The 21,517-nt window shown below is 64.4% G+C and carries 19 protein-coding genes and 1 pseudogene; 9 read left to right on the top strand and 11 right to left on the bottom strand.

Going from position 1 to position 21,517, the window contains the following annotated elements; all coding sequences use genetic code 11:
* Positions 1 to 94 precede the first annotated feature (94 nt).
* The gene (locus tag EAV90_RS06510; protein WP_129142914.1) at positions 95 to 1,567 is read right to left on the bottom strand and encodes a protein adenylyltransferase SelO; all 1,473 of its coding nucleotides are present in this window, start codon (positions 1,565 to 1,567) and stop codon (positions 95 to 97) included.
* Positions 1,568 to 1,763: 196 nt separating this feature from the next.
* Between EAV90_RS06510 and aspS the strand changes: the two genes are divergently transcribed.
* Complete coding sequence (gene aspS, locus EAV90_RS06505; protein ID WP_129142913.1) at positions 1,764 to 3,536, top strand: aspartate--tRNA ligase; 1,773 nt, start codon at positions 1,764 to 1,766, stop codon at positions 3,534 to 3,536.
* Positions 3,537 to 3,719: 183 nt separating this feature from the next.
* Here aspS and EAV90_RS40390 read toward each other — a convergent pair whose 3' ends face one another.
* Both EAV90_RS40390 and EAV90_RS06500 read right to left on the bottom strand, forming a co-directional pair.
* Entirely contained in the window at positions 3,720 to 4,463 is a 744-nt protein-coding gene (locus tag EAV90_RS40390) for a hypothetical protein (protein ID WP_245509465.1), read from the bottom strand.
* Complete coding sequence (locus EAV90_RS06500) at positions 4,361 to 5,689, bottom strand: hypothetical protein (RefSeq protein ID WP_245509464.1); 1,329 nt, start codon at positions 5,687 to 5,689, stop codon at positions 4,361 to 4,363. The genes EAV90_RS40390 and EAV90_RS06500 overlap by 103 nt, the downstream gene beginning before the upstream one ends.
* Positions 5,690 to 5,935: 246 nt before the next feature.
* Here EAV90_RS06500 and EAV90_RS06495 point away from each other — a divergent pair, with 246 nt between their 5' ends.
* Together EAV90_RS06495 and EAV90_RS06490 are read left to right on the top strand one after the other, a co-directional pair.
* On the top strand, positions 5,936 to 8,245 hold the full coding sequence (locus EAV90_RS06495; protein WP_129142912.1) for an NADP-dependent malic enzyme: 2,310 nt from the start codon (positions 5,936 to 5,938) through the stop codon (positions 8,243 to 8,245).
* Between the two features lie 316 nt (positions 8,246 to 8,561).
* On the top strand, positions 8,562 to 9,014 hold the full coding sequence (locus EAV90_RS06490) for a DoxX family membrane protein (RefSeq protein WP_122403529.1): 453 nt from the start codon (positions 8,562 to 8,564) through the stop codon (positions 9,012 to 9,014).
* 3 nt (positions 9,015 to 9,017) lie between these two features.
* Here EAV90_RS06490 and EAV90_RS06485 read toward each other — a convergent pair whose 3' ends face one another.
* The 5 genes from EAV90_RS06485 to EAV90_RS06465 all read right to left on the bottom strand — a co-directional run bounded on the left by EAV90_RS06485 (position 9,018) and on the right by EAV90_RS06465 (position 14,553).
* Positions 9,018 to 10,133 (bottom strand): helix-turn-helix domain-containing protein, encoded by a 1,116-nt coding sequence (locus EAV90_RS06485; protein WP_129142911.1) that lies wholly within the window; start codon positions 10,131 to 10,133, stop codon positions 9,018 to 9,020.
* A 446-nt stretch (positions 10,134 to 10,579) separates the two neighbouring features.
* Complete coding sequence (locus EAV90_RS06480; RefSeq protein WP_164936808.1) at positions 10,580 to 11,131, bottom strand: dihydrofolate reductase family protein; 552 nt, start codon at positions 11,129 to 11,131, stop codon at positions 10,580 to 10,582.
* Between the two features lie 7 nt (positions 11,132 to 11,138).
* Positions 11,139 to 12,149, bottom strand: coding sequence for a polysaccharide deacetylase family protein (locus tag EAV90_RS06475; protein WP_129142946.1), 1,011 nt, complete (start codon positions 12,147 to 12,149; stop codon positions 11,139 to 11,141).
* 159 nt (positions 12,150 to 12,308) lie between these two features.
* Entirely contained in the window at positions 12,309 to 12,878 is a 570-nt protein-coding gene (locus tag EAV90_RS06470; protein ID WP_129142910.1) for a glutathione peroxidase, read from the bottom strand.
* Between the two features lie 91 nt (positions 12,879 to 12,969).
* Positions 12,970 to 14,553: a L,D-transpeptidase family protein gene (locus tag EAV90_RS06465; protein ID WP_164936807.1), complete on the bottom strand. Its 1,584-nt coding sequence runs from the start codon at positions 14,551 to 14,553 to the stop codon at positions 12,970 to 12,972.
* A 209-nt stretch (positions 14,554 to 14,762) separates the two neighbouring features.
* Between EAV90_RS06465 and EAV90_RS06460 the strand changes: the two genes are divergently transcribed.
* The gene (locus EAV90_RS06460) at positions 14,763 to 15,311 is read left to right on the top strand and encodes a CreA family protein (RefSeq protein ID WP_122403525.1); all 549 of its coding nucleotides are present in this window, start codon (positions 14,763 to 14,765) and stop codon (positions 15,309 to 15,311) included.
* Positions 15,312 to 15,326: 15 nt separating this feature from the next.
* On the opposite strand, the gene EAV90_RS06455 is transcribed toward EAV90_RS06460, so the two are convergent.
* Positions 15,327 to 15,512 carry a hypothetical protein gene (locus EAV90_RS06455; RefSeq protein ID WP_162500299.1) on the bottom strand — a complete coding sequence of 62 codons (186 nt, stop codon included), beginning with the start codon at positions 15,510 to 15,512 and terminating at the stop codon, positions 15,327 to 15,329.
* A 399-nt stretch (positions 15,513 to 15,911) separates the two neighbouring features.
* Between EAV90_RS06455 and EAV90_RS40050 the strand changes: the two genes are divergently transcribed.
* Together EAV90_RS40050 and EAV90_RS06445 are read left to right on the top strand one after the other, a co-directional pair.
* On the top strand, positions 15,912 to 16,091 hold the full coding sequence (locus EAV90_RS40050; protein WP_129142908.1) for a hypothetical protein: 180 nt from the start codon (positions 15,912 to 15,914) through the stop codon (positions 16,089 to 16,091).
* 27 nt (positions 16,092 to 16,118) lie between these two features.
* Positions 16,119 to 16,481: a hypothetical protein gene (locus EAV90_RS06445; protein ID WP_122403523.1), complete on the top strand. Its 363-nt coding sequence runs from the start codon at positions 16,119 to 16,121 to the stop codon at positions 16,479 to 16,481.
* A 12-nt stretch (positions 16,482 to 16,493) separates the two neighbouring features.
* On the opposite strand, the gene EAV90_RS06440 is transcribed toward EAV90_RS06445, so the two are convergent.
* Complete coding sequence (locus tag EAV90_RS06440) at positions 16,494 to 16,739, bottom strand: DUF6719 family protein (RefSeq protein ID WP_122403522.1); 246 nt, start codon at positions 16,737 to 16,739, stop codon at positions 16,494 to 16,496.
* A gap of 67 nt (positions 16,740 to 16,806) precedes the next feature.
* Complete coding sequence (gene pdxR / locus EAV90_RS06435) at positions 16,807 to 18,276, bottom strand: MocR-like pyridoxine biosynthesis transcription factor PdxR (RefSeq protein ID WP_129142907.1); 1,470 nt, start codon at positions 18,274 to 18,276, stop codon at positions 16,807 to 16,809.
* A gap of 75 nt (positions 18,277 to 18,351) precedes the next feature.
* On the opposite strand from pdxR, the gene EAV90_RS06430 reads away from it, so the two are divergent.
* The 3 genes and pseudogenes from EAV90_RS06430 to EAV90_RS06420 all read left to right on the top strand — a co-directional run bounded on the left by EAV90_RS06430 (position 18,352) and on the right by EAV90_RS06420 (position 21,498).
* Positions 18,352 to 19,077, top strand: coding sequence for a pyridoxamine 5'-phosphate oxidase family protein (locus EAV90_RS06430; protein ID WP_129142906.1), 726 nt, complete (start codon positions 18,352 to 18,354; stop codon positions 19,075 to 19,077).
* 54 nt (positions 19,078 to 19,131) lie between these two features.
* Positions 19,132 to 20,408: pseudogene (locus EAV90_RS06425) on the top strand (ArgE/DapE family deacylase).
* A 280-nt stretch (positions 20,409 to 20,688) separates the two neighbouring features.
* Entirely contained in the window at positions 20,689 to 21,498 is an 810-nt protein-coding gene (locus EAV90_RS06420) for an alpha/beta hydrolase (protein WP_129142905.1), read from the top strand.
* Positions 21,499 to 21,517 lie beyond the last annotated feature (19 nt).

The raw sequence follows: 21,517 nt of genomic DNA, 5'->3' as shown, positions 1-21,517 counted from the left end.
GACGCGTCCACAGCGCCCGCCGCAGAGGAATGGACCAGCGCAAGGCGCTATCCACAAAGTGAAGCAATTAGAGGTGGTGCGTGGTCGGGCGAGCTCACGTCCCGCAGAACGTCTGCAGCACGCGTTGGTCCGGCAGCGGCGGATCGGCGTAGGCCGCATGCTCCGGCTGGTCCTCATACGGCTTCGCCAGCACCTTCACCAGTTCCTCGAACGGGGCGTAGTCGTCGTCGTTGACGGCGGCCTGGATCACGGTCTCGACGCGGTGGTTGCGCGGGATGAACATCGGGTTGACGGCGTGCATGGCGGCCTGCCGCTCGGCTGGGTCTTGCTGCTCCAGCGCGACGCGCGCGCGCCAGCGGCCGGCCCATTCGTCGAATGCTGCGGGCTCCAGAAACTGCGCGCGCACGTCGGCGGCGTCATCAGCGGCGGCATCGCCCAGCTTGCGGAAGGTGAGGGTGAAGTCGGCCTGGTTCTTCGCCATGGCATCTAACAGGTCCTGGATCAGCGCATCGTCGCCGTCGCGCTCCGTGAACAGGCCGACCTTCTTGCGCAGGCCTGCCTGATAGGCGTTGCTGAACTGATCCGAGAATGCGCCGAGGATCTCCTGTGCTTCCGCGACCGCCTTCTCCTGCTCGTCCGAGAAAAGCGGCAGCAGGCATTCGGCGAGGCGTGTCAGATTCCACAAGCCGATGCGCGGCTGGTTGGCATAGGCGTAGCGGCCCATCTCGTCGATCGAGGAAAAGACCTGCGCGGGGTTGTAGGCATCCATGAAGGCGCAGGGGCCGTAATCGATGGTCTCGCCTGATATGGACGTGTTGTCGGTGTTCATGACGCCATGGATGAAGCCGACCAGCAGCCAGCGCGCGATCAGCTCGGCCTGTCGTGCGACGACGGCAGCGAGCAGGGCGTGATAGGGCCGCTCCGCATGCAGCAGCTCCGGGTAATGCCGGGTAATGACGTGATCGGCGAGACGGCGGATCGCATCGGTGTCGCGGCGGACGGCGAAGAACTGGAAGGTGCCGACGCGGATATGGCTGGAGGCGACGCGCGTCAGCACCGCGCCCGGCAGTGCAGTCTCGCGGATGACGTGTTCGCCGGTGACGACGGCGGCGAGCGAGCGGGTGGTCGGGATGCCCAATGCGAACATCGCTTCGCTGACGATGTATTCGCGCAAGACCGGTCCAAGCGCGGCGCGGCCGTCGCCGCGGCGGGAGAACGGGGTAGGGCCAGATCCCTTGAGCTGGATGTCGCGGCGGACGCCGTCCTTGTCGATGACCTCGCCGAGCAGGATCGCTCGGCCGTCGCCGAGCTGGGGGACGAAATGCCCGAACTGATGGCCGGCATAGGCCATGGCGATGGGATCGGCGCCCGCGGGAACCGTCTTGCCGGCCAGGATCTCGGCACCTTCCGGGGTCTCCAGCACGTCAGGATCCAGCCCGAGCTGGATCGCCAGCGGCCGGTTCAGCTTGATCAGCCGGGGCGCGGCCACGGGGGTCGGCGCGACGCGGGCAAAGAAGCTGTCCGGCAGCGCCGAATAGGAGTTCTGGAAGGGGAAATGGACCGTCATGGCCTCAAGATAGGGCTGGAACGCCCGATGGCAAAGGCTTGTGCCCTGATCGGCCAAAAATGGGCACCTCAGGCCCCAATCAGGGCGTTCCCTTGGTTGCCGCCTTGGGTCTCGTCGGGTAAACCCTGCCGCAACTTCGGACTGGCCATGACAGGCCGCCCGATTCGCTTCCTCCGACATTGATTTTGGGACGACCATGCATCGCTACCGGTCACATACATGCGGCGCGCTCCGCGAGAGCAACATCGGCGAGACCATCCGGCTCTCGGGCTGGGTCCATCGCGTGCGCGACCATGGCGGCGTGCTGTTCATCGATCTTCGCGACCATTACGGCCTGACCCAGTGTGTGGTCGATCCGGACTCGCCGGCATTCTCGCTGGCCGAAAAGCTCCGCTCGGAATTCGTGGTCAAGATGGACGGCAAGGTCCGCCGCCGCCCCGACGGCACCGACAATGACGACCTGCCGACCGGCAAGGTCGAGGTCTATGTCAGCGAGATCGAGGTGCTGGGCCCGGCCGGCGACCTGCCGCTGCCGGTGTTCGGCGACCAGGAATATCCCGAAGACATCCGCCTGAAGTATCGCTTCCTCGACCTGCGCCGCGAGAAGCTGCACCAGAACATCATGACCCGCGTCGCGATCATCAAGTCGATGCGCCGCCGCATGGAAGAGCAGGGCTTCTTCGAGTTCAACACCCCGATCCTGACTGCATCCTCGCCGGAAGGCGCGCGCGACTTCCTGGTGCCATCGCGCATCCATCCCGGCAAGTTCTACGCGCTGCCGCAGGCGCCGCAGCAGTACAAGCAGCTCTTGATGATGTCGGGCTTCGACCGCTACTTCCAGATCGCGCCGTGCTTCCGCGACGAGGACCCGCGCGCCGACCGCCTGCCGGGCGAGTTCTACCAGCTCGACGTCGAGATGAGCTTTGTCACTCAGGAAGACGTGTTTGCGGCGATGGAGCCTGTGATCACCGGCGTGTTCGAGGAGTTCGCCAAGGGCAAGCCGGTGACGAAGGGCTGGCGTCGGATTCCGTTTGCGGAGGCGCTGCGCAAATACGGCAGCGACAAGCCGGACCTGCGCAACCCCATCGAGATGCAGGACGTCTCCGAGCACTTCCGCGGAAGCGGCTTCAAGGTGTTCGCGCGCATGCTCGAAGATCCCAAGAACCAGGTGTGGGCGATTCCCGCAGCTGGTGGCGGCAGCCGCGCGTTCTGCGACCGCATGAATTCGTGGGCGCAAGGCGAGGGCCAGCCCGGCCTCGGCTACATCATGTGGCGCGAGGGCGGCGAGGGCGCAGGCCCCCTCGCGAACAACATCGGGCCCGAGCGCACCGCTGCGATCCGCGCGCAGCTCGGCGTGAAGGAGGGCGATGCCGCCTTCTTCGTCGCCGGCGATCCCGACAAGTTCTGGAAGTTTTCGGGGCTCGCCCGCAACAAGGTCGGCGAGGAGTTGAACCTCACCGATAAGGAGCGGTTCGAGCTCGCCTGGATCGTCGACTTCCCGATGTACGAGTACAACGAGGACGACAAGAAGGTCGACTTCTCGCACAACCCGTTCTCGATGCCGCAGGGCGGCCTGGAGGCGCTGAAGTCGCAGGATCCGCTGACCATCAAGGCGTTCCAGTACGACATCACCTGCAACGGCTACGAGATCGCCTCGGGCGGCATCCGCAACCACGTGCCGGAAGCCATGGTGAAAGCGTTCGAGATCGCAGGTTACGGCGAGCAGGAAGTGGTCGAGCGTTTCGGTGGCATGTATCGCGCCTTCCAGTACGGTGCCCCGCCGCATGGCGGCATGGCCGCAGGCGTCGACCGCATCGTGATGCTGCTCTGCGGTACCACGAACTTGCGCGAGATCTCGCTATTCCCCATGAATCAGCAGGCCATGGACCTGCTGATGGGCGCGCCGTCGGAAGCCACGACAAAACAGCTCCGCGAGCTGCATGTGCGGGTGAACCTGCCGCAGAAGTGATGTGGCTCTTCGCCTCTCCCCGCATCTGGAGAGAGGCGCGCTCTCTCCACGCGTCATTGCGAGCGCAGAGAAGCAATCCAGAATCTTTCCGCGGAGGGACTCTGGATTGCTTTCGCTGCGCTCGCAATGACGGGGAGGGATTTTAGCCAGGCAGCTGCCGCCCAATTTCGCAGCAAAAAAGTCCTACAGCCCCGTCGAGGCTTCGATCCTGAACTGCGCCAGCGCGCTCTCGGGGTCGCTTTGCGACAGCTGCATCAATTGCATCAGAGGGACCTTGGCTCGGGGCATCAGCTTGACGCTCAGCGTTTGGCCTGACGCCTCTACGAAACCAGCGAGCGCATCGACCGCCATTCTCGCGTCGCCATTGGCCCCCGCGATCTTCTCGCCCTGCGCACGGATCATCGCGACGATGGCGCCGCGCGCGGCGTCGCGGCTGACATTCTGCATGCGCGCGAACTGGGCCACGACCAGATCAACCACGCCGCGATCGCCCAACGAGAGCTCGATGGCGCCGGTCTCGACCTCGACCAACTGAGCCATCGCCTCGGACCGGTCCGTCGTGGTGAAGAGGTCGCGCGGCACCTTGGCAAGCGCCACTCTCAGCTGCGCCCTGGCGAGGTTGCCGAGATCGAGCGTGGCGGGTGCGAGTGCGAACGCGCCCGACGATTCCGTCCAAGCCGCGCCGAGATCGAGGTCGATCGCGAGCTTGTCCACGCCTGCCACGATCAGCGGCTGCAGGGCCGGATTGGCGGGATCGGTCGGCGTGACCATCTTCACGACCAGACTGGCCTTGCTCGGGATCGATCCGACCAGCTGGCCCCAGTTCATGCTGATCGTGTCGATGGTGACGAGCTGCCGCGTATTCTTGTAGGACGAGACCACGCCCTTGATCTCGGCACCTTCCAGCACGCGGAACAGGCCGAGCATCTGGTCAGGCGAGGGCGGCTGTCCGGGCGTTCGGAGGCTGGCGCCCAGCGCATCAGATTGGCCGCGCTGAAGGACTTCAGCGCGAACCGCTCCATCTTGAGCTGCCCCTGCGGCAGCGGCATGTCGAGGGCTTCCAGCACGATGTTATCTTGATCGTATTTGATGGCGCCGAGCCGCCCCGTTCCTTGCGGCGTCTCGATTGTCTGCTTGCCGATCTCGACTTTGCCGATCTGGAAGCCCTCGAAGAAGTCAGCGACCTTCTCCATCATGTCGCGCGACTGCGCCGGCGTCGGGATCGAGCCGTCAGCCGGCACCAGCGCGATTATCTCGGCCGGGCGGAATTTGGAAGGCCGGATCGCGATGTCGTCGAAGGTGATGCCGTCGACCTGCAGGCGCACGCCCGGTGCGGTCGTCACCATGTAGGAGTTGACCGAGATGCGTCGATAGATTCTGTGGAAGCTGTCGTCGCTCGCCCCTTGCTGATCGAGCGCGGCCCTAACAGCGGTTGAGTTGAAATCAGTGGCGGCCAGGCCGGATAGCTCGCCGATCATTTTCGTCGGTTTGCCCGGCTGAGCCAAGTCGATCGAATAGGTGATGCGGTCCGTCTTCGCCGTTTCGATCTTGCCGTGGTCGACGTTTTGGATCGATAGGCCCGAATAGACATAATCGCCGCTGCCGGCATTACCGGTGCCCGCATCGACGTTGACCGAAACGGTCGGTACCGCAATCGACGAGGCCGAGACGGTTGCGTATTGCGCCAGCATGAAGCGGTACATGTCGATGATCGAGCCAGACAGCGACGCCTCGGCCCCACGAATCGGAGCCGAAAAGTCGCGCGCCGTGATCTGCGGAATCTTGTAGTTCGCTTTCAGCTTCGCCGGCTCCGTGTAGGTGAAGGTGGCCTCGACACCGGACACGTCAATGCTGTCGGCCGAGAAATGCCTCTCATCTGGCTGGCGTACGCCGACGGCCGCGATCTTGGCGACCTTGACGTTGGCGAGCTGCGACTGGGCGGGCTCGACATTGATGTCCTCGACCGTCAACGTCCGGCTCGACAGCTCGAAGGCGATCTTGCCATGGCTCGCCTTGCCGCCACTTGCGCGGATCTGCGCGAATGCCGCCTCGACCTCGCTGGTTGCCCGATGCTGGACATAGAGGTTGAAGCCAAACCATCCGCCCGCTCCGAGCACGGCTGCCACGATCAGGCCGATCAGGATCCGCTTCATTCCCAGCTCCAGTTGCTCGTTTTACACCGCACAACCTGCCATATTCGCGAAACCTCGGGCCGTCCAGGGAAAGCTATGGTTTTCAAATATTTGACGGTGCGCCCTGTTGATGGGGCCGCAATCGGATGTTGCCACCGGGCCTTCGGCCGTGCTTCATCCCGTTTCCACGACCCGGAAATCCCGTCCGCTTCGGCCGGCGCTCCGGATGACGCATTTTGAGGCCGGTAACGCGAGGCAAGACACCGCATGTCATCCTATTCTGATGATCTCCACCAGGCGGCGCTGGCCTATCATCGTCTGCCGCGCCCCGGAAAGCTCGAGATCCAGGCAAGCAAGCCGCTTGCGAACCAGCGCGACCTGGCACTTGCCTATTCCCCGGGCGTCGCCGCGGCTTGCACCGAGATCGCCAAGAACCCGGCCGAGGCGGCCACGCTCACCACCCGCGCCAATCTGGTCGCGGTGGTCTCGAACGGTACCGCGGTGCTCGGCCTCGGCAATATCGGCCCGCTGGCCTCCAAGCCGGTGATGGAAGGCAAGGCGGTCCTGTTCAAGAAATTCGCCGGCATCGACGTGTTCGACATCGAGATCGCCGCCGACACCATCGACCGCGTGGTCGAGACGGTGGCGGCGCTCGAACCGACCTTCGGCGGCATCAATCTGGAAGACATCCGCGGACCGGAATGCTTCGAGATCGAGACGCGCTTGAAGGAGCGTATGAAGATCCCGGTCTTCCACGACGACCAGCACGGCACCGCCATCATCGTCGCCGCCGCCATCGTCAATGGCCTCAGGCTGAACGGCAAGAAGCTGTCCGAGGTCAAGATCGTGGCCTCGGGAGCAGGGGCTGCCGCAATCGCCACGCTGAACCTGTTGGTGTCGATGGGCGCGCAGCGCAAGAACATCTGGGTCTGCGACATCGACGGTCTCGTGCATGAGGGGCGCAACACCTCGATGGACCGCTGGAAGGCGGTCTATGCGCAGAAGACCGACAAGCGCACGCTCGCCGACATCATCGGCGGCGCCGACATCTTCATCGGCCTCTCGGCACCCGGCGTGCTCAAGCCCGAGATGGCCAAGGCGATGGGTGACAAGCCCTTGATCATGGCGCTCGCCAACCCGGTGCCGGAGATCATGCCGGAAGAGGCGCGCAAGGCGCGGCCCGATGCCATGATCTGCACCGGCCGCTCCGACTACCCGAACCAGGTCAACAACGTCCTCTGCTTTCCCTTCATCTTCCGCGGCGCGCTCGACGTCGGCGCCACCGCGATCAACGAGGAGATGAAGCACGCCGCCGTCGAGGCCATCGCGCAGCTCGCGCGCGAGGCGCCGTCGGATGCGGTTGCGCAGGGTTTCGACACCGGCGAGACGCAGGGCTTCGGTCCGGGCTCGCTGATCCCGAGCCCGTTCGATCCGCGCCTGATCCTGCGCATCGCGCCGGCCGTGGCGAAGGCGGCGATGGAGTCGGGGGTCGCGACGCGGCCCATCACCAATTTCGACGAGTACAGGGCGCTGCTCGAGCGCTTCGCCTTCCGCTCCGGCCTCGTCATGAAGCCGATGTTCGCCAAGGCCAAGACCCAGCCGGTCCGCGTGATCTATGCCGAAGGCGAGGACGAGCGCGTGCTGCGCGCCACGCAGGTGGTGCTGGAGGAGAAGCTGGCGCGACCGATCCTGGTCGGCCGCCCGACAGTCGTAGAGGCGCGCATCAAGCGCTTCGGACTCTCGATCAAGGCCGGCAAGGATTTCGACCTCGTCAATCCCGAGGACGATCCGCGCTACCGCTCCTACGTACAGTCCTATGTCGAGGTCGCCGGCCGTCGCGGCGTGACGCCGGATGCGGCACGCACGGTGGTGCGTACCAACAACACTGTTATCGCGGCGCTTGCGGTGGTGCGCGGCGAGGCCGACGCCATGCTCTGCGGCGTCGAGGGCCGCTATATGAGCCATCTGCGCCATGTGCGCGAGATCGTCGGTTTCTCGCCGGGGATCAGCGATTACGCCGCGCTGGCGCTGCTGATCACCAGCAAGGGCGCCTTCTTCATCGCCGACACGCAAGTGCGGCCCAATCCGAGTGCGGAGGAGCTGGCCGAGATCGCGGCGCTGGCGGCCCTGCACGTGCAGCGCTTCACCCTGAAGCCGAAGGTCGCTTTCATCTCGCATTCCGATTTCGGCAGCTACGATACGGACTCCTCGCGCAAGATGCGGCGGGCGACCCAACTCCTGAAAGACAAGCATCCCGAGATTGAGGCCGACGGCGAGATGCAGGGCGACACCGCGCTCTCGGCTGCGGCCCGCAAGCTCGTGCTGCCGCACTCCAAGCTCGAGGGGGAGGCCAACATCCTGATCATGCCGAACCTCGACACCGCCAACGTGGCCTATCAGATGATCAAGGCGCTGGCGGACGCACTTCCCGTCGGTCCGATTCTGATCGGCCCGGCGCGCCCGGCCCACATCCTGACGCCGGGCGTCACCGCGCGCGGCATCCTCAACATGACGGCGGTTGCGGTCGTGGAAGCCCAGGAGCGCGCCGCGCGGCAGCAGCCGACGTTGTTTACGTAGCTGCTTCGCCCCCTCAAGGTGTTTTGGGGTGCTCGCTCCGCAAACTCGTCATGCCCGGGCTTGTCCCGGGCATCCACGTTTTTCGTCCCGCGAGGCAAGTCGTGAATCGCCGGGTCAAGCCCGGCCATGACGCTGAGAGCGTTGCGGCCGATCGCGCCGCTCTCGGTTCGATTCCGCTAGGGAGCGCCAACTGAATAGCGCGCCGCCAGCTTTGAATTCCTCGCAGCTCTCCATTTCCTCGTTTGAAAAGCGCAAACGGACTCTTCATAATCCCCTCGAGCGTTCCCTGCGGTAGCGCTTTGCCAAGAGGCCGATCATGCCAGCGTTCGTGACTTTCGGGCGAATCCTGTTCGCGGTGCTGTTCGTCTATACGGGCGCAACCAAGCTCTTTGCCATCCAGGCGACCGCCGATCTCATCGCCGCCAAGCTGGTCGTGCCTGACGTCATCGCCCCCTATGCCAAGCAGATCGAGGCGGCGACGGCCATGACGACGCCGCGGCTCCTGGCGATTGCGATCGGCGGGCTCGAGATCATTGCGGGGCTGATGATCGCGCTGAACTTCGGCGCGCGTTTCTTCGCGATGCTGCTGATCATCTACGTCGCGGTCGCGACCGTCCTGTTCTACGATTTCTGGAACCAGACTCCGCCGGACAACGCCAAGATGCTGGTCGACGCGCTCAAGAACCTGTCGATCATCGGCGCGCTCTGCATGATCATCGGCTACGGCCGCACGACGCGCCCGGCTGAGGCGGCCTACGGCGACGTCTAGCCATCAATCCGCTCTCGGAGGCGCGATCTCGCGCATCCAGCGGGAAATAGTCGCGCTGCTTGCTCCATCCGTGCCCCGCTGTACCCCGAGCAAGGCCGCCTCGCGCGCGGCGCGGGGCGTGATGCCATAGGCTGCCTTGAACGAGCGCGTGAAATGCGCGTCGGAACCGAGCTGCCAGCGCCGCGCGACCTCGCTGATCCGCGGACCACGTGCGCCCGAATTGGCGAGATCGAAAAAGGCGCGGTGCAGCCGGCGGCTGCGGATGTAATCGGCGATGCCGCCCACCGGCGCGAACAGCCGGTACAATGACGCCCGGGACAGGCCGAAATGGGCCGCGATCGAATTGGCGGATAGATCCTCACGGGCAAGTCCGGCCTCGATATATTGGCGGATCCGCATCAGGGACGGGCTCGCAGCGACGGCATGGTCGGCATCAGCATCGCCACGTTCGAGCTCGTTGCGCAGGCAGGCGGCCAGCAGCGAGACCGTGCCCTCGACCACCGATTGGCATTCGTCGAGCGTCATGCGCGGCGCAAATTCGAACAGCGCGGTGAGATGTCCCGCCAGCAGCCTTGCGATCACGCTGCTGCCCGGCAGGACGAGGCCGTGCACATCGTCGACCCGCAGGAGATGGGTGCCGAACATCGGGCGCGGCACGACCAGCGTGACATTCTCGAACGCCGTCGCCTTGGTCTCCAGGGTCTGGGCGAGGTCGAACAGACAGATGTCGCCGGCGCGCACCTGCATCGGCCGGGTGCCCGCGACGCCGTCATAGCCGCCCTTCAGATAGAGCTGGAGGATGATGTGGTCGACGCCGCTGCGCGCGATCGTTTCAGCCGTCCGGCGGAAGCGCTGGCCGCTGGCACGGCTCAGCCCGATCAGCGCCGGCCCCATGGCGTAGGAGCTGATGTCGGCGCGAAACGGACCCGGTTCGTCGGCGGCGAGCTCGTCGACCTCGAACAGCGTGGCGACAGCCTCCCGCCAGGCGGCGACGTTCGCATCGGTCTCCATCTGATCGGCGGTGAAGCCGAATGCCGGTAGCAGGGATGACATCGGGGCTGCATCACCTGTCAGTCCGGAGCCGTCTGGGGGATTTGTCGTCGTACCGTCGTCGCTCATGCTGGTGGGTGGTCGCGTCTTGATCGTGGTTAAGGAGCGGGAAGGGCCCCGCAGGACCAATCATGCTCGCTGCAGGTTTACATCCGGCGAAAGGAAATGGTTCGTTCGTCCACGAATCCTGCCGCCCGCGGGCGGCAGCCTCGATCCGAAGCCGTCCAGTCTTGCGCTTTTGTCTCAGTCTATTGATGCGGTGTTTCTGAATGGCCGGCTCGTATTGACGCAGCGCCGCGGACGCTGGCTATAGCGCCATCACCGCCGTCGGGGCCGATTATTGGGTCTCGGCAAATATGCTAGTCGGCTTTGCGCTGGCCGGCGGCGGGACCAATTTAGCTTGCTGAAACGCCAGGATAAATAGCGGTATTATATTGCCGGTACTTTGCATGGGGTTGTTTTTCCAGTTTTGAAACTGACCTCCCGCTGTGAGCGACGTCGGCAATGCCGAGAGGCTAACCCGGCCGCCACGGCGTCACGGTCACGTCATGCGCCGCATCGAGCAAGTACGGCGCGCCCGGCTTCATCCCATGGGAAGCCAGCACCTCATGCGGCGTCCGCTGGGGCACGCCGACAAAGCAGCCTTCACCGCCGGGCAGCCGCACGTGCGGAGCCTCCGACAGCCAGAACGTGTCGTAACGGTCCATGAACATGTCGAACACGACCGGGCCGCCGATGATGGCGATCATGCCGGAGGCGACGTCCGCGAAGGCGCAGGCCGCCTGGAAGCTCGCATGCTCCGGATTCCACAGCGTCGCGTTCGGCATCTCCGGATCGACGGTGAGGTCCTTGATCTTGCGGGTCAGGATCAGCCGCTTGCGCTTCGGCGAATTCGGCTGCTGCTCGTGCGAGTGCCGGCCATGCACGATCAGCGCGGCGCGCTCGAGCGCCTGCTCGAAGAACAGCTTGTCACCTTCGAACTTCAGGCTGTCGGGCATGACGTGATCGGCGTCGGCGAGCATGCCGTCCGCTGACACGATGACGTAGCCCTCGATACGGAAAGACAACGGCCTTCTATTCGGAAACGGTCGTCACCACGGAATTGACCGGGCGCTGGCTCACCGTCGGCAGCTTGATGTCCTTGAGCAGCTCCTGATCGTATTCCGGCAGCGTCGAGGCCGGGAATTTGGCGCGCATCGCCACCACCTTGTAGCCGCCGGCCTTCAGCCGCTTGAGCAGCTCGGGCAGAGCCTCCGCAGTGTGCTTCTGGAAGTCGTGCATCAGGATGATGCCCTTGCCCTTGCTGTCGAGCTTCTTCATCACCGTCTCGATCACCTTCTCGGGCTTGGAGGCCTTGAAGTCGAAGGAGTCGATGTCGCAGGAGAAGATCGCCATGTTGCGGTTGCCGAGATAGGTGACCATCTCCGGCGGATGTTGCAGCGCCGGGAAGCGGAAGAACGGTGCGGGGGAGATACCACCGAGCGCCCACTTCACGGCGGAAAGGCCCTTCTCGATCTCTTCCTTGCGCTGCGCCTCGTTAAGCTTCTTGTTGTTCAGATTGGCGTGCGACCATGTGTGGCTGCCCACAGTGTGGCCGGCGGCGTAGACCTGCTTGAGGATCTCCGGCTCATAGGTCGCGTGCTTGCCGATCGAGAAGAAGATGCCTGTGGTGCATTCGTCGGCGAGCGCCTTCAGCACGGCAGGCGTGTTCTTCGGCCAAGGACCGTCGTCGAATGTCAGCACCACCTCGTGGTCGCGCAGGAAATCGAGCTCCTTGAAATGCTCGAAGCCGAAGCCGGGGCCGCCCGTGGTGTCGATCTCGACGGTGCGGGCGACACCGAGGGCGCCCGGCGTATTGCAGGCCGCGCGCGCCGGCTGCGGCGCCTGTTTCGGCGGGGGCGGATTGACGAAGCCCGCTGGGGCCGGAGCAGCTGCTGCAGGCGCAGGAGCCGCAGCGGGCGCTGCAGCCGCCGGTGCGGCTTGTGCCGCGGCTGCGGGCTTCGCGGCCGGTGTCTGCGACCATGCTGCGCCGGTCAACGCAACCGACAACGCGCTTGCCAAAATCAGTCCTGCCGCCACACGCATGGTGTTGTCCTCGAGATTGATCCCGTTGTTGCGCCGCGGCTTCGCCTGCGGCAAAAACCGTCCTGCCCCAAACGATCCTAGCCTAGATGGTGGGCCCTCGCCATTGCAACGGCTGTTTGACCGCCCGCCATAATTGTGCCCAGCCGGATGGGGCCGGCGTCAACTATCGGCCAGCGCCCTGGCAATGGCCGTTTTGATCCGCGTGTCGGCCGGTTCGACTGCGGAGGGAAAGACCTCGGCGATATAGCCGTCGCGGCCGATCAGGTATTTGTGGAAGTTCCAGCGCGGAACTTCCTTCGGTCGCGCCTCAGCGGCCCATTTGTAGAAGGGGTGCGCTTTTGCACCGACCACCACGGCCTTCGCCGCAACCGGGAAGGTAACACCATATTGGTGATGCGCGGTCTGCATGATCTCACTCGCGCCGCCGGGCTCCTGGCCACCGAAATCATTGGAGGGCACGCCGATCACGGTAAGCCCGCGCTCGCGAAACTCGTTCCAGACCTCCTGCAAGCCGGCATATTGCGGAGTGTAGCCACAGAGCGAGGCGGTGTTCACCACCAGCAGCGGCTTGCCGGTGAACGCGGCGAGGCGGATGTCGTCGCCTGACAGTGCGGGGAAGGAGAAGGCGTAGGCCGAGATCCGGCTCATGCCACCATCAGCGAGGGCGCGCGTTACGGGCGCGAGCGTGCTGCCGAGCGCCGCGATGAGCATGGTCCTGCGGTTCATCATGACGGCGTCCCCCGAAATGATCCGGAAGGCATGTTACTCCGCCGGCGCGAGCGGGCTCGTCAACAACGCGTTATTGAACACTGCGAGGGCGCTAGTACAGGCGGACGATGAAATCGGTGCCTTCGCCGGTCTCGCCCTGGTTGATGCCCTGGTCGGAGACGATGATTGAGCTGCCTGACGTCAGCATCTCGTTGATCTTCGCCATGGTGTCGGAGGGGACGGAGATGCGGTCGAGGGCTTCAGCCGGGCTGTCCGGCATGAGCACCGGTTTTGCAGCGACGGGGATCACGGCGGCGCCGCGCTGGCGGCGCGATACGCGGCTGTCATCCTCGCGTGCCGCGGAACGCGCGGCGACGGGCAGCGACACCACCGACCAACGCAGTGCATTGGCATCGGCCTTGTCGACTTCTGCGGTGAAGACATGCGTGCCGAGCGGCCGGTCGCTCGCGGCGATCGTGACGGGCACCTCGAACAGCGGCGCAAAATTCTGCCGCACATAGAGCTTGGAATCCTTGCGGCTGATGAAGACGGCGATCTGGCCGGCGCGTTTGGGCGTATCAGTCTTTGTCGCCGGCGCAGGATCGGCAACGCGGTTCTCGTCCTTTTTCGCATCGGGCGAGGTGGCGAGCGCCGGAGCAGTCGCTTGTGCATTGGGCGTCTTCGCGGAGTCCACCGCCTCGGTCTTGACCGGCTCGGCCTTGACAGCCTCGACCTTCTCGGCGGGCTTGTCGTCGTTCGCTGGCTTGGCCGCATCTTGCGACCGGGACTTGAGCGCATCAGACTTGGGCGCATCAGATGCCTCGGCCGTCTTGACGTTGTCGGCCGGTGCCGCGGCTTCGTCGCGCGCGGGCGCATTGCCCGTGGTCACATCCGACATGACGGCGTGGCCGACGGAGGTGCGCAGGTCGAGCACGCTGTCGGCGCTGGCCGTCTTGGTCTCGACTGGCTTGATTTCGGCGGCGCCCTTGTCGGCCTTGTCGCTGACATTGGTCTGCGGTTCGATGCTCGCCGCGGGCTGCGGTGGCACGCGCAAGGAGGCGAGCAGGGGATGGGAAAAGCTCTGCGGTGACATCTGACCCGGCGCCACGATCACGCGCGCACCCATCCGAGTCCAGTTCCACATCTTCATCGCGAACGCCATCGGCATGCGGATGCAGCCATGCGAGGCGGGATAGCCCGGCAGCACGCCGGCATGCATGGCGACGCCGGACCAGGTGATCCGCTGCATGTACGGCATCGGCGCGCCGCTATAGATGTTGGAGTGGTGGAATTTGTGCTTCTGAATGACGCTGAACACACCCATCGGCGTCGAGTGGCCCTTCATGCCGGTCGACACCGGGGATTCCGCGAACACGCCGTTGCTGTCGTAGATCGTCACCTTCTGCCGGTCGATCGAAACGACAATGACGAGCGGTCCTTGCGGCTTGGTGCCGGCTTCCTTCTCGATGAGGCTTTCTTTCTTGCTTGCGACGCCACGCTTTTGCGGCTTCTGGCGCGGTATTTCGGGAAGCCGATCCTGCCGGGCGTAATAGGACCCGTCGGAATAGTCCGTCCAATAATAATACGCTGCGTCTGCCTGGCTGGTCGCGCCGATCGCACCCGCCGCCGTCAAGATGGCGACCTGCCACAGCCGCGCCGGCTTGGCGGCAGAACCCGAACCGTTCACGCTGTTCATCCTCGAATCCATAATCCAAATCAGATGTTAGTGTCTCAGAGGGGACTACGCGTTCACCAGCAGGGCGGTTCTGCCGTCAGTTACTTTTGTTCAAGACGTAGCAAAAAAGCCTCACGGAGCGGTAAACGGCGGCCGCGCCCGACTGTCCGCGTCCTTCCTGATCGTCGCTCGCGTTCCTACATTGCGGGAACTTGTTACCGGAGAACTTCATGTCATCCCGCTTCCCCGGTCTTTCCAGCATCCGCTTGAAAGGCCTCGCTTTATTCCTGCTGATTCTGACCGCGCCGATGGCGTCGGCGTCGGCCGCCGATGAGCCTGATCTGATCTTCCGCCGCTCCACCGTGTTCAAATGGATGAGCCCGAACGACAAGCTCGCGACCTATGGTCTCGATGATCCTGAAGTCGAGGGCGTCGCCTGTCACTTCACCGTGCCGGAGAAAGGAGGCTTCAAGGGCTGGCTCGGCCTTGCCGAGGAGGTCTCGGACATCTCGCTGGCCTGTCGCCAGATCGGTCCGATCAAGTTCAAGCACAAGATGGAGCAGGGCGACGACATGTTCCGCCAGCGCCGGTCGCTGTTCTTCAAGAAGATGCAGATCGTGCGCGGCTGCGACGCCAAGCGCAACGTGCTGGTCTACATGGTTTATTCGGACAAGCTGATCGAAGGCTCGCCCAAGAACTCGACCTCGACCGTGCCGATCATGCCGTGGGGGCCGGCGGACGCGAACGTCCAGAAGTGCGGCGAGTTCTTCACGCAGTGACGCGTTCGCGTTTTCTCAGTGACGATTGCGCGGCTTCGCGAGATGAGAACCGGTCAGCCGCACGAACATCTGCGGCGCGGCCTCGAAGCCGCGGCTCGATTGCAGCGCCATTTCGCCGGCGCTGCCGCGAATGGGCGATTGCTCTCCGCGATCGGTCTGTAGATCCGCATCCCGCGGCGTTGCGCGATTTCCCGCCATCATGATGGCCATCCCTCACGTGAATGCGCCCGATGATCCGGGCGTCTCGGTTTCGATGGCTTGGGTCGCCGCCGAACCACCCCCGGTTCGATCGCACCCAGCCCTCGTTTGCCGCTCCTTTCAGCAGAAAAGAGTAAAATGCATGTGAAACGCGGGCAGCGGGAGCGTGACGGCGCCTGTGCAAGGCGCATGTCCGTGCTGGCGCCGGAACTTGGCGGGCCACATTGACCTGCAGCGAGACCTTGCTGAAATGACTGGCATTTTCCGAGAAATGTTTCGTCGTCTTGAATGGGACGAAACAATTCTCACGAAGACGAAACCATTTTCAGCTTTTCACGCATCACGCACGAAACCGCCCATGGTTATCAGCGTCACAACGACGGCGCACCGCCGGCGACCGAATTGGGACACAAGATCATGCGCGCGCTCGGCTTCATCCTTGCTTTCGGTTTCGTGCTCGCCGGCTCCTCATTAGCGGGTTCGCCCGACGGCGCTCTCCCCGGTGTCGGCACTTTCCAGTACAGCGGCTCGCCCGTCACGGTCCCGGCCGCACAGCCGATCATGGTCGCCGCGCGCCTCTGACCGCACACAATAGCCGGCAAAGCCATCATGTTGCTTCGTCTCTGCGCCGCAGCGTTTGTGTCCGTTCTGACGATCAGTTCCGTTCAGGCGCAAGTGCGCGCGCCCTCCAGACTGCCCGATCCCCGCACCGAATTCGTGCGCCAGTGCGCGCCGCGCATGCTCGGACGCTGGGAGCATCCGGAGGAAGTCTGCGGCTGTCTGCACGATCACGCCGCCGCGGCCGTTGAGGACCGCGATCTGCGCGAAGCGCTGCTGCGGGGCATCAGCGAAACCGGCGTGCCCACCATCGAGACCGATTGGGTGCCGGCTTCCAAGCAGGGCGAGATCGGCCCGACCTTCACCAAGATTGCCAAACCGACGCTGCAGTGCATGTTCGATCCGGCGAAGTAGCTTGTCAGATCATCATTTCATTTTCGGTCCGTGCCGCGGCACGCAGGAACTCGTGCGCGAGACTCCCTTTTCGGTCATCTTCGCACCGCGCACTTCCTTGACCTGGCCGGCGGGGCAGGTTCCATCATCCACGAGCACACGCTGGCCGAGCTTCAGATCGACGATGTCCTGCTCGCGTCCAATAGTCCCTGCGCGTGTCGTTGAGGCAAGCGCGATGGAGATCAGCAGCGAGAGGCAGGTTGCGTGGCGAAGCAGCATGATGTGAGGTCCCGGCATCGATGCCGCAATTTAGGGACCGGCAGGCGATTCTGATAGTGAAGCTTCGTCACGCCCGGCGGTCCGATTTTCGCCTTGTGCCCAACGCTGCGCGCGATTCCTTCGCGAGACGTTCGGCGGCGGTCACGAGCTGTGGAACCGGGTGGCCGGAAAATCCCAGCACGAAGCCGGGCAGCGGACGCCCGCGCGAATAGGTGTCGGCCAATAGCCAGCCTTCCGTGCCGGCCGCTTGCTTGGCATGCGCTGCCACCGCCGGATCGACCGAGGGATCGAATCGGGCGACGAGATGCAGGCCTTGTGAGGGCACTGGCACCGAAAGCGCACCATCGGATGCGACTTCCAGCGTTTCGGCGAGCACATCGCGCGCCTCGCGATAGAGTTTACGCACGCGCTTCAGGTTCGCGGCGAAGGCGCCGGAATTGAGCATGTCCGCCACCGCGCCCTCCATCAGTGTGCCGGGAAAGCGATCGAGCGCCGCGCGCGCGGCCGTCACGTCCGCGATCAGGCGTTCGGGCAGGGCGCAATAGCCGATGCGAAGGCCCGGAAACAGCGTCTTGGCAAACGTGCCCAGATAGATCACCCGCTGGAGGCGATCGATGCCGGCGAGCGACATCAGCGGTGCGCCGTCATAGCGGAATTCGCTATCGTAATCGTCCTCAAGCACGAATGCGCCGGCTTGCTTCGCCCAGTCCAATAGCTCGAGCCGCCGCGGCATCGACATCTGCACGCCCAGCGGAAACTGGTGCGACGGTGTGACGTAGGCCGCGCGCGCCGACGGTGCCGCGATGCGGCCTTTGGCGACACGCATCCCGTGCTCGTCGACGGCGACAGGCACTGCGCGATAGCCGCAATGCGCGATAGTCTTTCGCGCGGCGGGATAGCCGGGGTCCTCGCACCAGACCTGGTCGTTGGACTTCAGGATCGCGCTCAGCACGATGCGCAGCGCGTGCAGCGTGCCCGACGTCAGCATGATCTGATCGGGGTCGCAGCGCAGTCCGCGCGCCGACAGCAGGTGATCGGCGATCGCCGCACGCAGCTCGCGGCTGCCGCGAGGATCGCCATAATGCAGGTGCTCGGACCCGAACGCGCGCAAGCGGCGGCCGACGAAAGCGCGAAGGCGTTGCACCGCACGCTCGTCGATATGGGTGCAGCCGAGCGCGAGCGCGCCTTGCCTCGGTGTTTCGACAACCACCTTCGGCTTGTTGGTCTCGGCCCCCCTCGCGGGGATACGTGCTGCGACGAAGGTTCCGGAGCCGACGGTTGCGTCGGCAAAGCCGTCGGCGATCAGGCGCTCATAGGCGGTGACGACGGCGTTGCGCCGGAAGCCGGTCTGCCTGGCCAACGTCCGCGATGGCGGCAGCGACTCCCCGGGCTTGACCAGGCCAGAGACGATCGTTTCGCACAGCGCCTGATAGAGCCGGTGCGCGGCGGAGGCGCCAGCCGTGACGTGGGGCCCGGTCAGGTCGAGCGGAAGCTCGGCCTTGGCTCGGCAGGAAGAATTGGTCGGAATTTTTTGCATGGAATTGGAACTATCGCAGACCAAACGTGCCGCTACAACTGCTTCGGAAATCATCCAATCCGACCAGGAGCGGCCGTGAGCCAGACCGAGACATCAAATTCCTATCCGACATCGGCGCGCAACCAGGTGAAGCGCCGGCACGACCGCGGCTTCTACGATCACGATACGGTTCATCGCATCCTGGATTCCTCGATGCTGTGCCACGTCTCCTATGTGATCGAGGGCCAGCCCTATTGCACGCCGACCTTCTTCTGGCGGGAGGGCACCAAGCTCTACTGGCACGGATCGAGCGCCAGCCGCATGTTGCGTAACCAGACTAAGGGCGAGCGCGTCTGCTTGACGGTCGCCCATCTCGACAGCCTCGTGCTGGCGCGCTGCGGCTTCAATCATTCCGCCGACTACCGCGCAGTCATGGCGTTCGGCACGGCCTATCTCGTCACCGATCCCGAGGAGAAGGAGCGGGCGGTGATCGCGATGGTCGATCGCTTCTTCCCGGACCGTACCGCCGGCCTGCGACAGAGCACTACGCAGGAGATCAAGGCAACGTCCTTCATTGCGATGGAGATCGAAGAAGCCTCGGCCAAGATCCGCGCCAAGGGTGTCGCTGACGACGACGAGGACTATCCGTTGCCAATCTATGCCGAGCGCATTCCGGTGCGCACGGTGCTCGGCGCGCCGGAACCTTGCCCGCGCCTCCTCGCGGGTGTTACGCGCCCTGCGACGCTCAATGGCTATTCAGAAGGCCGACTGCTCGAAGATGCATTGCGGGATGCTTATTCTGTGGAGTACCCGAACGGCTGAAATCGGCTAGCTTGCGCTCCATCGATGATCTGAATGCCCGATTGGAGTTGCCTGATGAATGCCGAAACGCAGCAGAGGATTCTTGATGCCGTCGATGCCGGCTTCGAAGCCCAGCTTGCGACCACACGTGATTTCGTCGCGATCCCCCGACCCGCGGGGCCGAGGGGCCGTGCCAGGACATGATCGGAGACCTCCTGCGCGAACGCCGCTATGAGGTCGACGACTGGTACATCAACATCGACGACCTCAAGGATCTGCGCGGCTTCGGCTCGATCGAGCACGATTTCTCCAAGGCGCGTTCGGTGGTGGGCACCTACCGTCCGCAAACCAGCGTCGGCAAATCGCTGATCCTGCAGGGCCACTGCGACGTGGTGCCGGCGGGTCCGCTGGAATTGTGGGATACCCCGCCGTTTTCACCCGTCATCAAGGACGGGAAGATGTTTGGCCGCGGTGCCTACGACATGAAGTCGGGCACGATCGGCGCCCTCTACGCACTCGATGCGATCAAGGCCGCTGGCTTCAAGCCGACGGCACGAATCCACTTCCAATCCGTGATCGAGGAGGAGAGCACCGGCGTCGGCGCGCTCTCCACGCTGCAGCGCGGCTACCGCGCGGATGCCTGCTTCATTCCCGAGCCGACGGGCGGGAAGATGGTGCGCTCACAGGTCGGCGTGATCTGGTTTCGTCTGCGCGTGAAGGGGCACCCGACCCATGTCGCCTTTGCAGGTTCCGGCGCGAACGCAATCATGGCGGCGTATCATCTGATCCAGGCGCTGCAAAAGCTCGAGATCGAATGGAACGAGCGCGCCAAGGCCGATCGCCACTTCAAGACACTCAACCATCCGATCAACTTCAACCCCGGCATCATCAAGGGCGGCGACTGGGCCTCGAGCGTGCCGGCCTGGTGCGACGTCGACTGTCGGATTGCCGTATTGCCGGGCTGGTCGATCGCCGATCACCAGAAGGAGATCATGGCTTGCGTCGCTGCCGCTGCGCGTAACCACCCCTTCCTCGCCAACAATCCGCCGCAGATCGAATGGTCGGGCTTCCTGTCGGAAGGCTATGAGCTGACCAATGCCGCGGAGCCTGAGGCTGCGTTCGGCAAGGCCTTCAACAAGGTCTATGGCGGCGCGGTCGAGGACCTCGTTTTCACTGCGCTCACCGACACCCGCTTCTACGGTCTCAACCATGGCATTCCAAGTCTGTGTTTTGGCGCAAGCGGAGGCGAGATGCACGGCTTCAACGAGTTTGTCGAGCTTGAATCGCTGAAGAAGGCGACCAAGGCGATGGCACTGTTCATCGCCGAGTGGTGCGGGGTGGAGAAGGCGTAGTTTGGTGTCCCGGACGCGGGTGCAGCGCGCGGACGATGCGAAGCGTCGTTCCGCGTGGTGCTCGGCAGAGCCGGACCCATGTCGCCGTATGCACTGGACCCCGGTTCAGCAGCGCATCGTTGCACGCTGCGCTGCGCCCGGGAAACGCACGGGCCAGTCGTCGCCTGTCCAATCGATGGGCTCCTCTCGAATGCTTTAAGCTTAAAATAAACACTAGGATGCCGGCCGTACCGGTGGCAGACTGGTGTCCGGTTCGCTGGACGAGTCCTCGGGAGCAACGATGCGCGATTGGGATGACGCTTATGCCAATTCGGCCCATATCCCGGGCTCAGACAAGATGCCTGCGCTGTGGGTGGAGCGGGCGGCGGCCTACCGCGCCGGGCTGAGGGGGATTCGCCCCGACATCGCCTATGGCACCGGCCGGCGGCAGAAGCTCGACCTGGTCCTGCCTGACGGCGACAGCCAGGGCCTCGTCGTGTTCGTCCATGGCGGCTACTGGATGCGCTTCGACAAATCGACCTGGACCGATCTCGCCGAAGGCGCGCGGCATCATGGTTGGACGGTCGCGCTGCCGAGCTACACGCTGACGCCGGCCGCACGCATCTCCGATATCACAGCAGAAATCGCCGCCGCGATCGCCAAAGCGGCATCGCTCGTCTCAGGACCGATCCGGCTCGCTGGCCATTCTGCCGGCGGGCATCTCGTCACGCGCATGCTGTGCGACGACAGCCGGCTCGAGTCCGCCGTCTACGACCGCATCGTCGGGACGCTCTCGATCAGCGGCCTGCATGACCTGCGTCCGCTGCTCAAGACCAAGATGAACGAGACGCTGCGCATGACCATGGAGGAGGCGACGCTGGAAAGCGCGGCGCTGCACCTGCCGCGCGGGCATTCGCCGGTGACCGCCTGGGTCGGTGGCAGCGAGCGGCCCGAATTCATCCGTCAATCCGATCTGATGGCCAATATCTGGACCGGCTTTGACGTGCCGACCCGCCTCGTCGTCGAGCCCGGCCTCAACCATTTTACTGTGATCGACGGGCTGAAGGACCCGTCCTCACCGATCACCGCCCGCCTGATCGGCCTCGATTGAGCAAAGCCGGGCGAGATCG

Origin of the sequence: Bradyrhizobium vignae (assembly GCF_004114425.1) — a bacterium.
Classification (GTDB): domain Bacteria; phylum Pseudomonadota; class Alphaproteobacteria; order Rhizobiales; family Xanthobacteraceae; genus Bradyrhizobium; species Bradyrhizobium vignae.
The sequence above is the reverse complement of the archived record's forward strand: the minus strand, read 5'-3'. Positions and strand labels throughout refer to the sequence as shown.

What these genes read in the sequence shown, in the direction of transcription:
- EAV90_RS06510 (WP_129142914.1), bottom strand. Translation starts at nt 1,567, where the DNA reads ATGACGGTCCATTTCCCCTTCCAGAACTCCTATTCGGCGCTGCCGGAC.
- aspS (WP_129142913.1), top strand. Translation starts at nt 1,764, where the DNA reads ATGCATCGCTACCGGTCACATACATGCGGCGCGCTCCGCGAGAGCAAC.
- EAV90_RS40390 (WP_245509465.1), bottom strand. Translation starts at nt 4,463, where the DNA reads ATGCTCGGCCTGTTCCGCGTGCTGGAAGGTGCCGAGATCAAGGGCGTG.
- EAV90_RS06500 (WP_245509464.1), bottom strand. Translation starts at nt 5,689, where the DNA reads ATGAAGCGGATCCTGATCGGCCTGATCGTGGCAGCCGTGCTCGGAGCG.
- EAV90_RS06495 (WP_129142912.1), top strand. Translation starts at nt 5,936, where the DNA reads ATGTCATCCTATTCTGATGATCTCCACCAGGCGGCGCTGGCCTATCAT.
- EAV90_RS06490 (WP_122403529.1), top strand. Translation starts at nt 8,562, where the DNA reads ATGCCAGCGTTCGTGACTTTCGGGCGAATCCTGTTCGCGGTGCTGTTC.
- EAV90_RS06485 (WP_129142911.1), bottom strand. Translation starts at nt 10,133, where the DNA reads ATGAGCGACGACGGTACGACGACAAATCCCCCAGACGGCTCCGGACTG.
- EAV90_RS06475 (WP_129142946.1), bottom strand. Translation starts at nt 12,149, where the DNA reads ATGCGTGTGGCGGCAGGACTGATTTTGGCAAGCGCGTTGTCGGTTGCG.
- EAV90_RS06470 (WP_129142910.1), bottom strand. Translation starts at nt 12,878, where the DNA reads ATGATGAACCGCAGGACCATGCTCATCGCGGCGCTCGGCAGCACGCTC.
- EAV90_RS06465 (WP_164936807.1), bottom strand. Translation starts at nt 14,553, where the DNA reads ATGAACAGCGTGAACGGTTCGGGTTCTGCCGCCAAGCCGGCGCGGCTG.
- EAV90_RS06460 (WP_122403525.1), top strand. Translation starts at nt 14,763, where the DNA reads ATGTCATCCCGCTTCCCCGGTCTTTCCAGCATCCGCTTGAAAGGCCTC.
- EAV90_RS06455 (WP_162500299.1), bottom strand. Translation starts at nt 15,512, where the DNA reads ATGATGGCGGGAAATCGCGCAACGCCGCGGGATGCGGATCTACAGACC.
- EAV90_RS06445 (WP_122403523.1), top strand. Translation starts at nt 16,119, where the DNA reads ATGTTGCTTCGTCTCTGCGCCGCAGCGTTTGTGTCCGTTCTGACGATC.
- EAV90_RS06440 (WP_122403522.1), bottom strand. Translation starts at nt 16,739, where the DNA reads ATGCTGCTTCGCCACGCAACCTGCCTCTCGCTGCTGATCTCCATCGCG.
- pdxR (WP_129142907.1), bottom strand. Translation starts at nt 18,276, where the DNA reads ATGCAAAAAATTCCGACCAATTCTTCCTGCCGAGCCAAGGCCGAGCTT.
- EAV90_RS06420 (WP_129142905.1), top strand. Translation starts at nt 20,689, where the DNA reads ATGCGCGATTGGGATGACGCTTATGCCAATTCGGCCCATATCCCGGGC.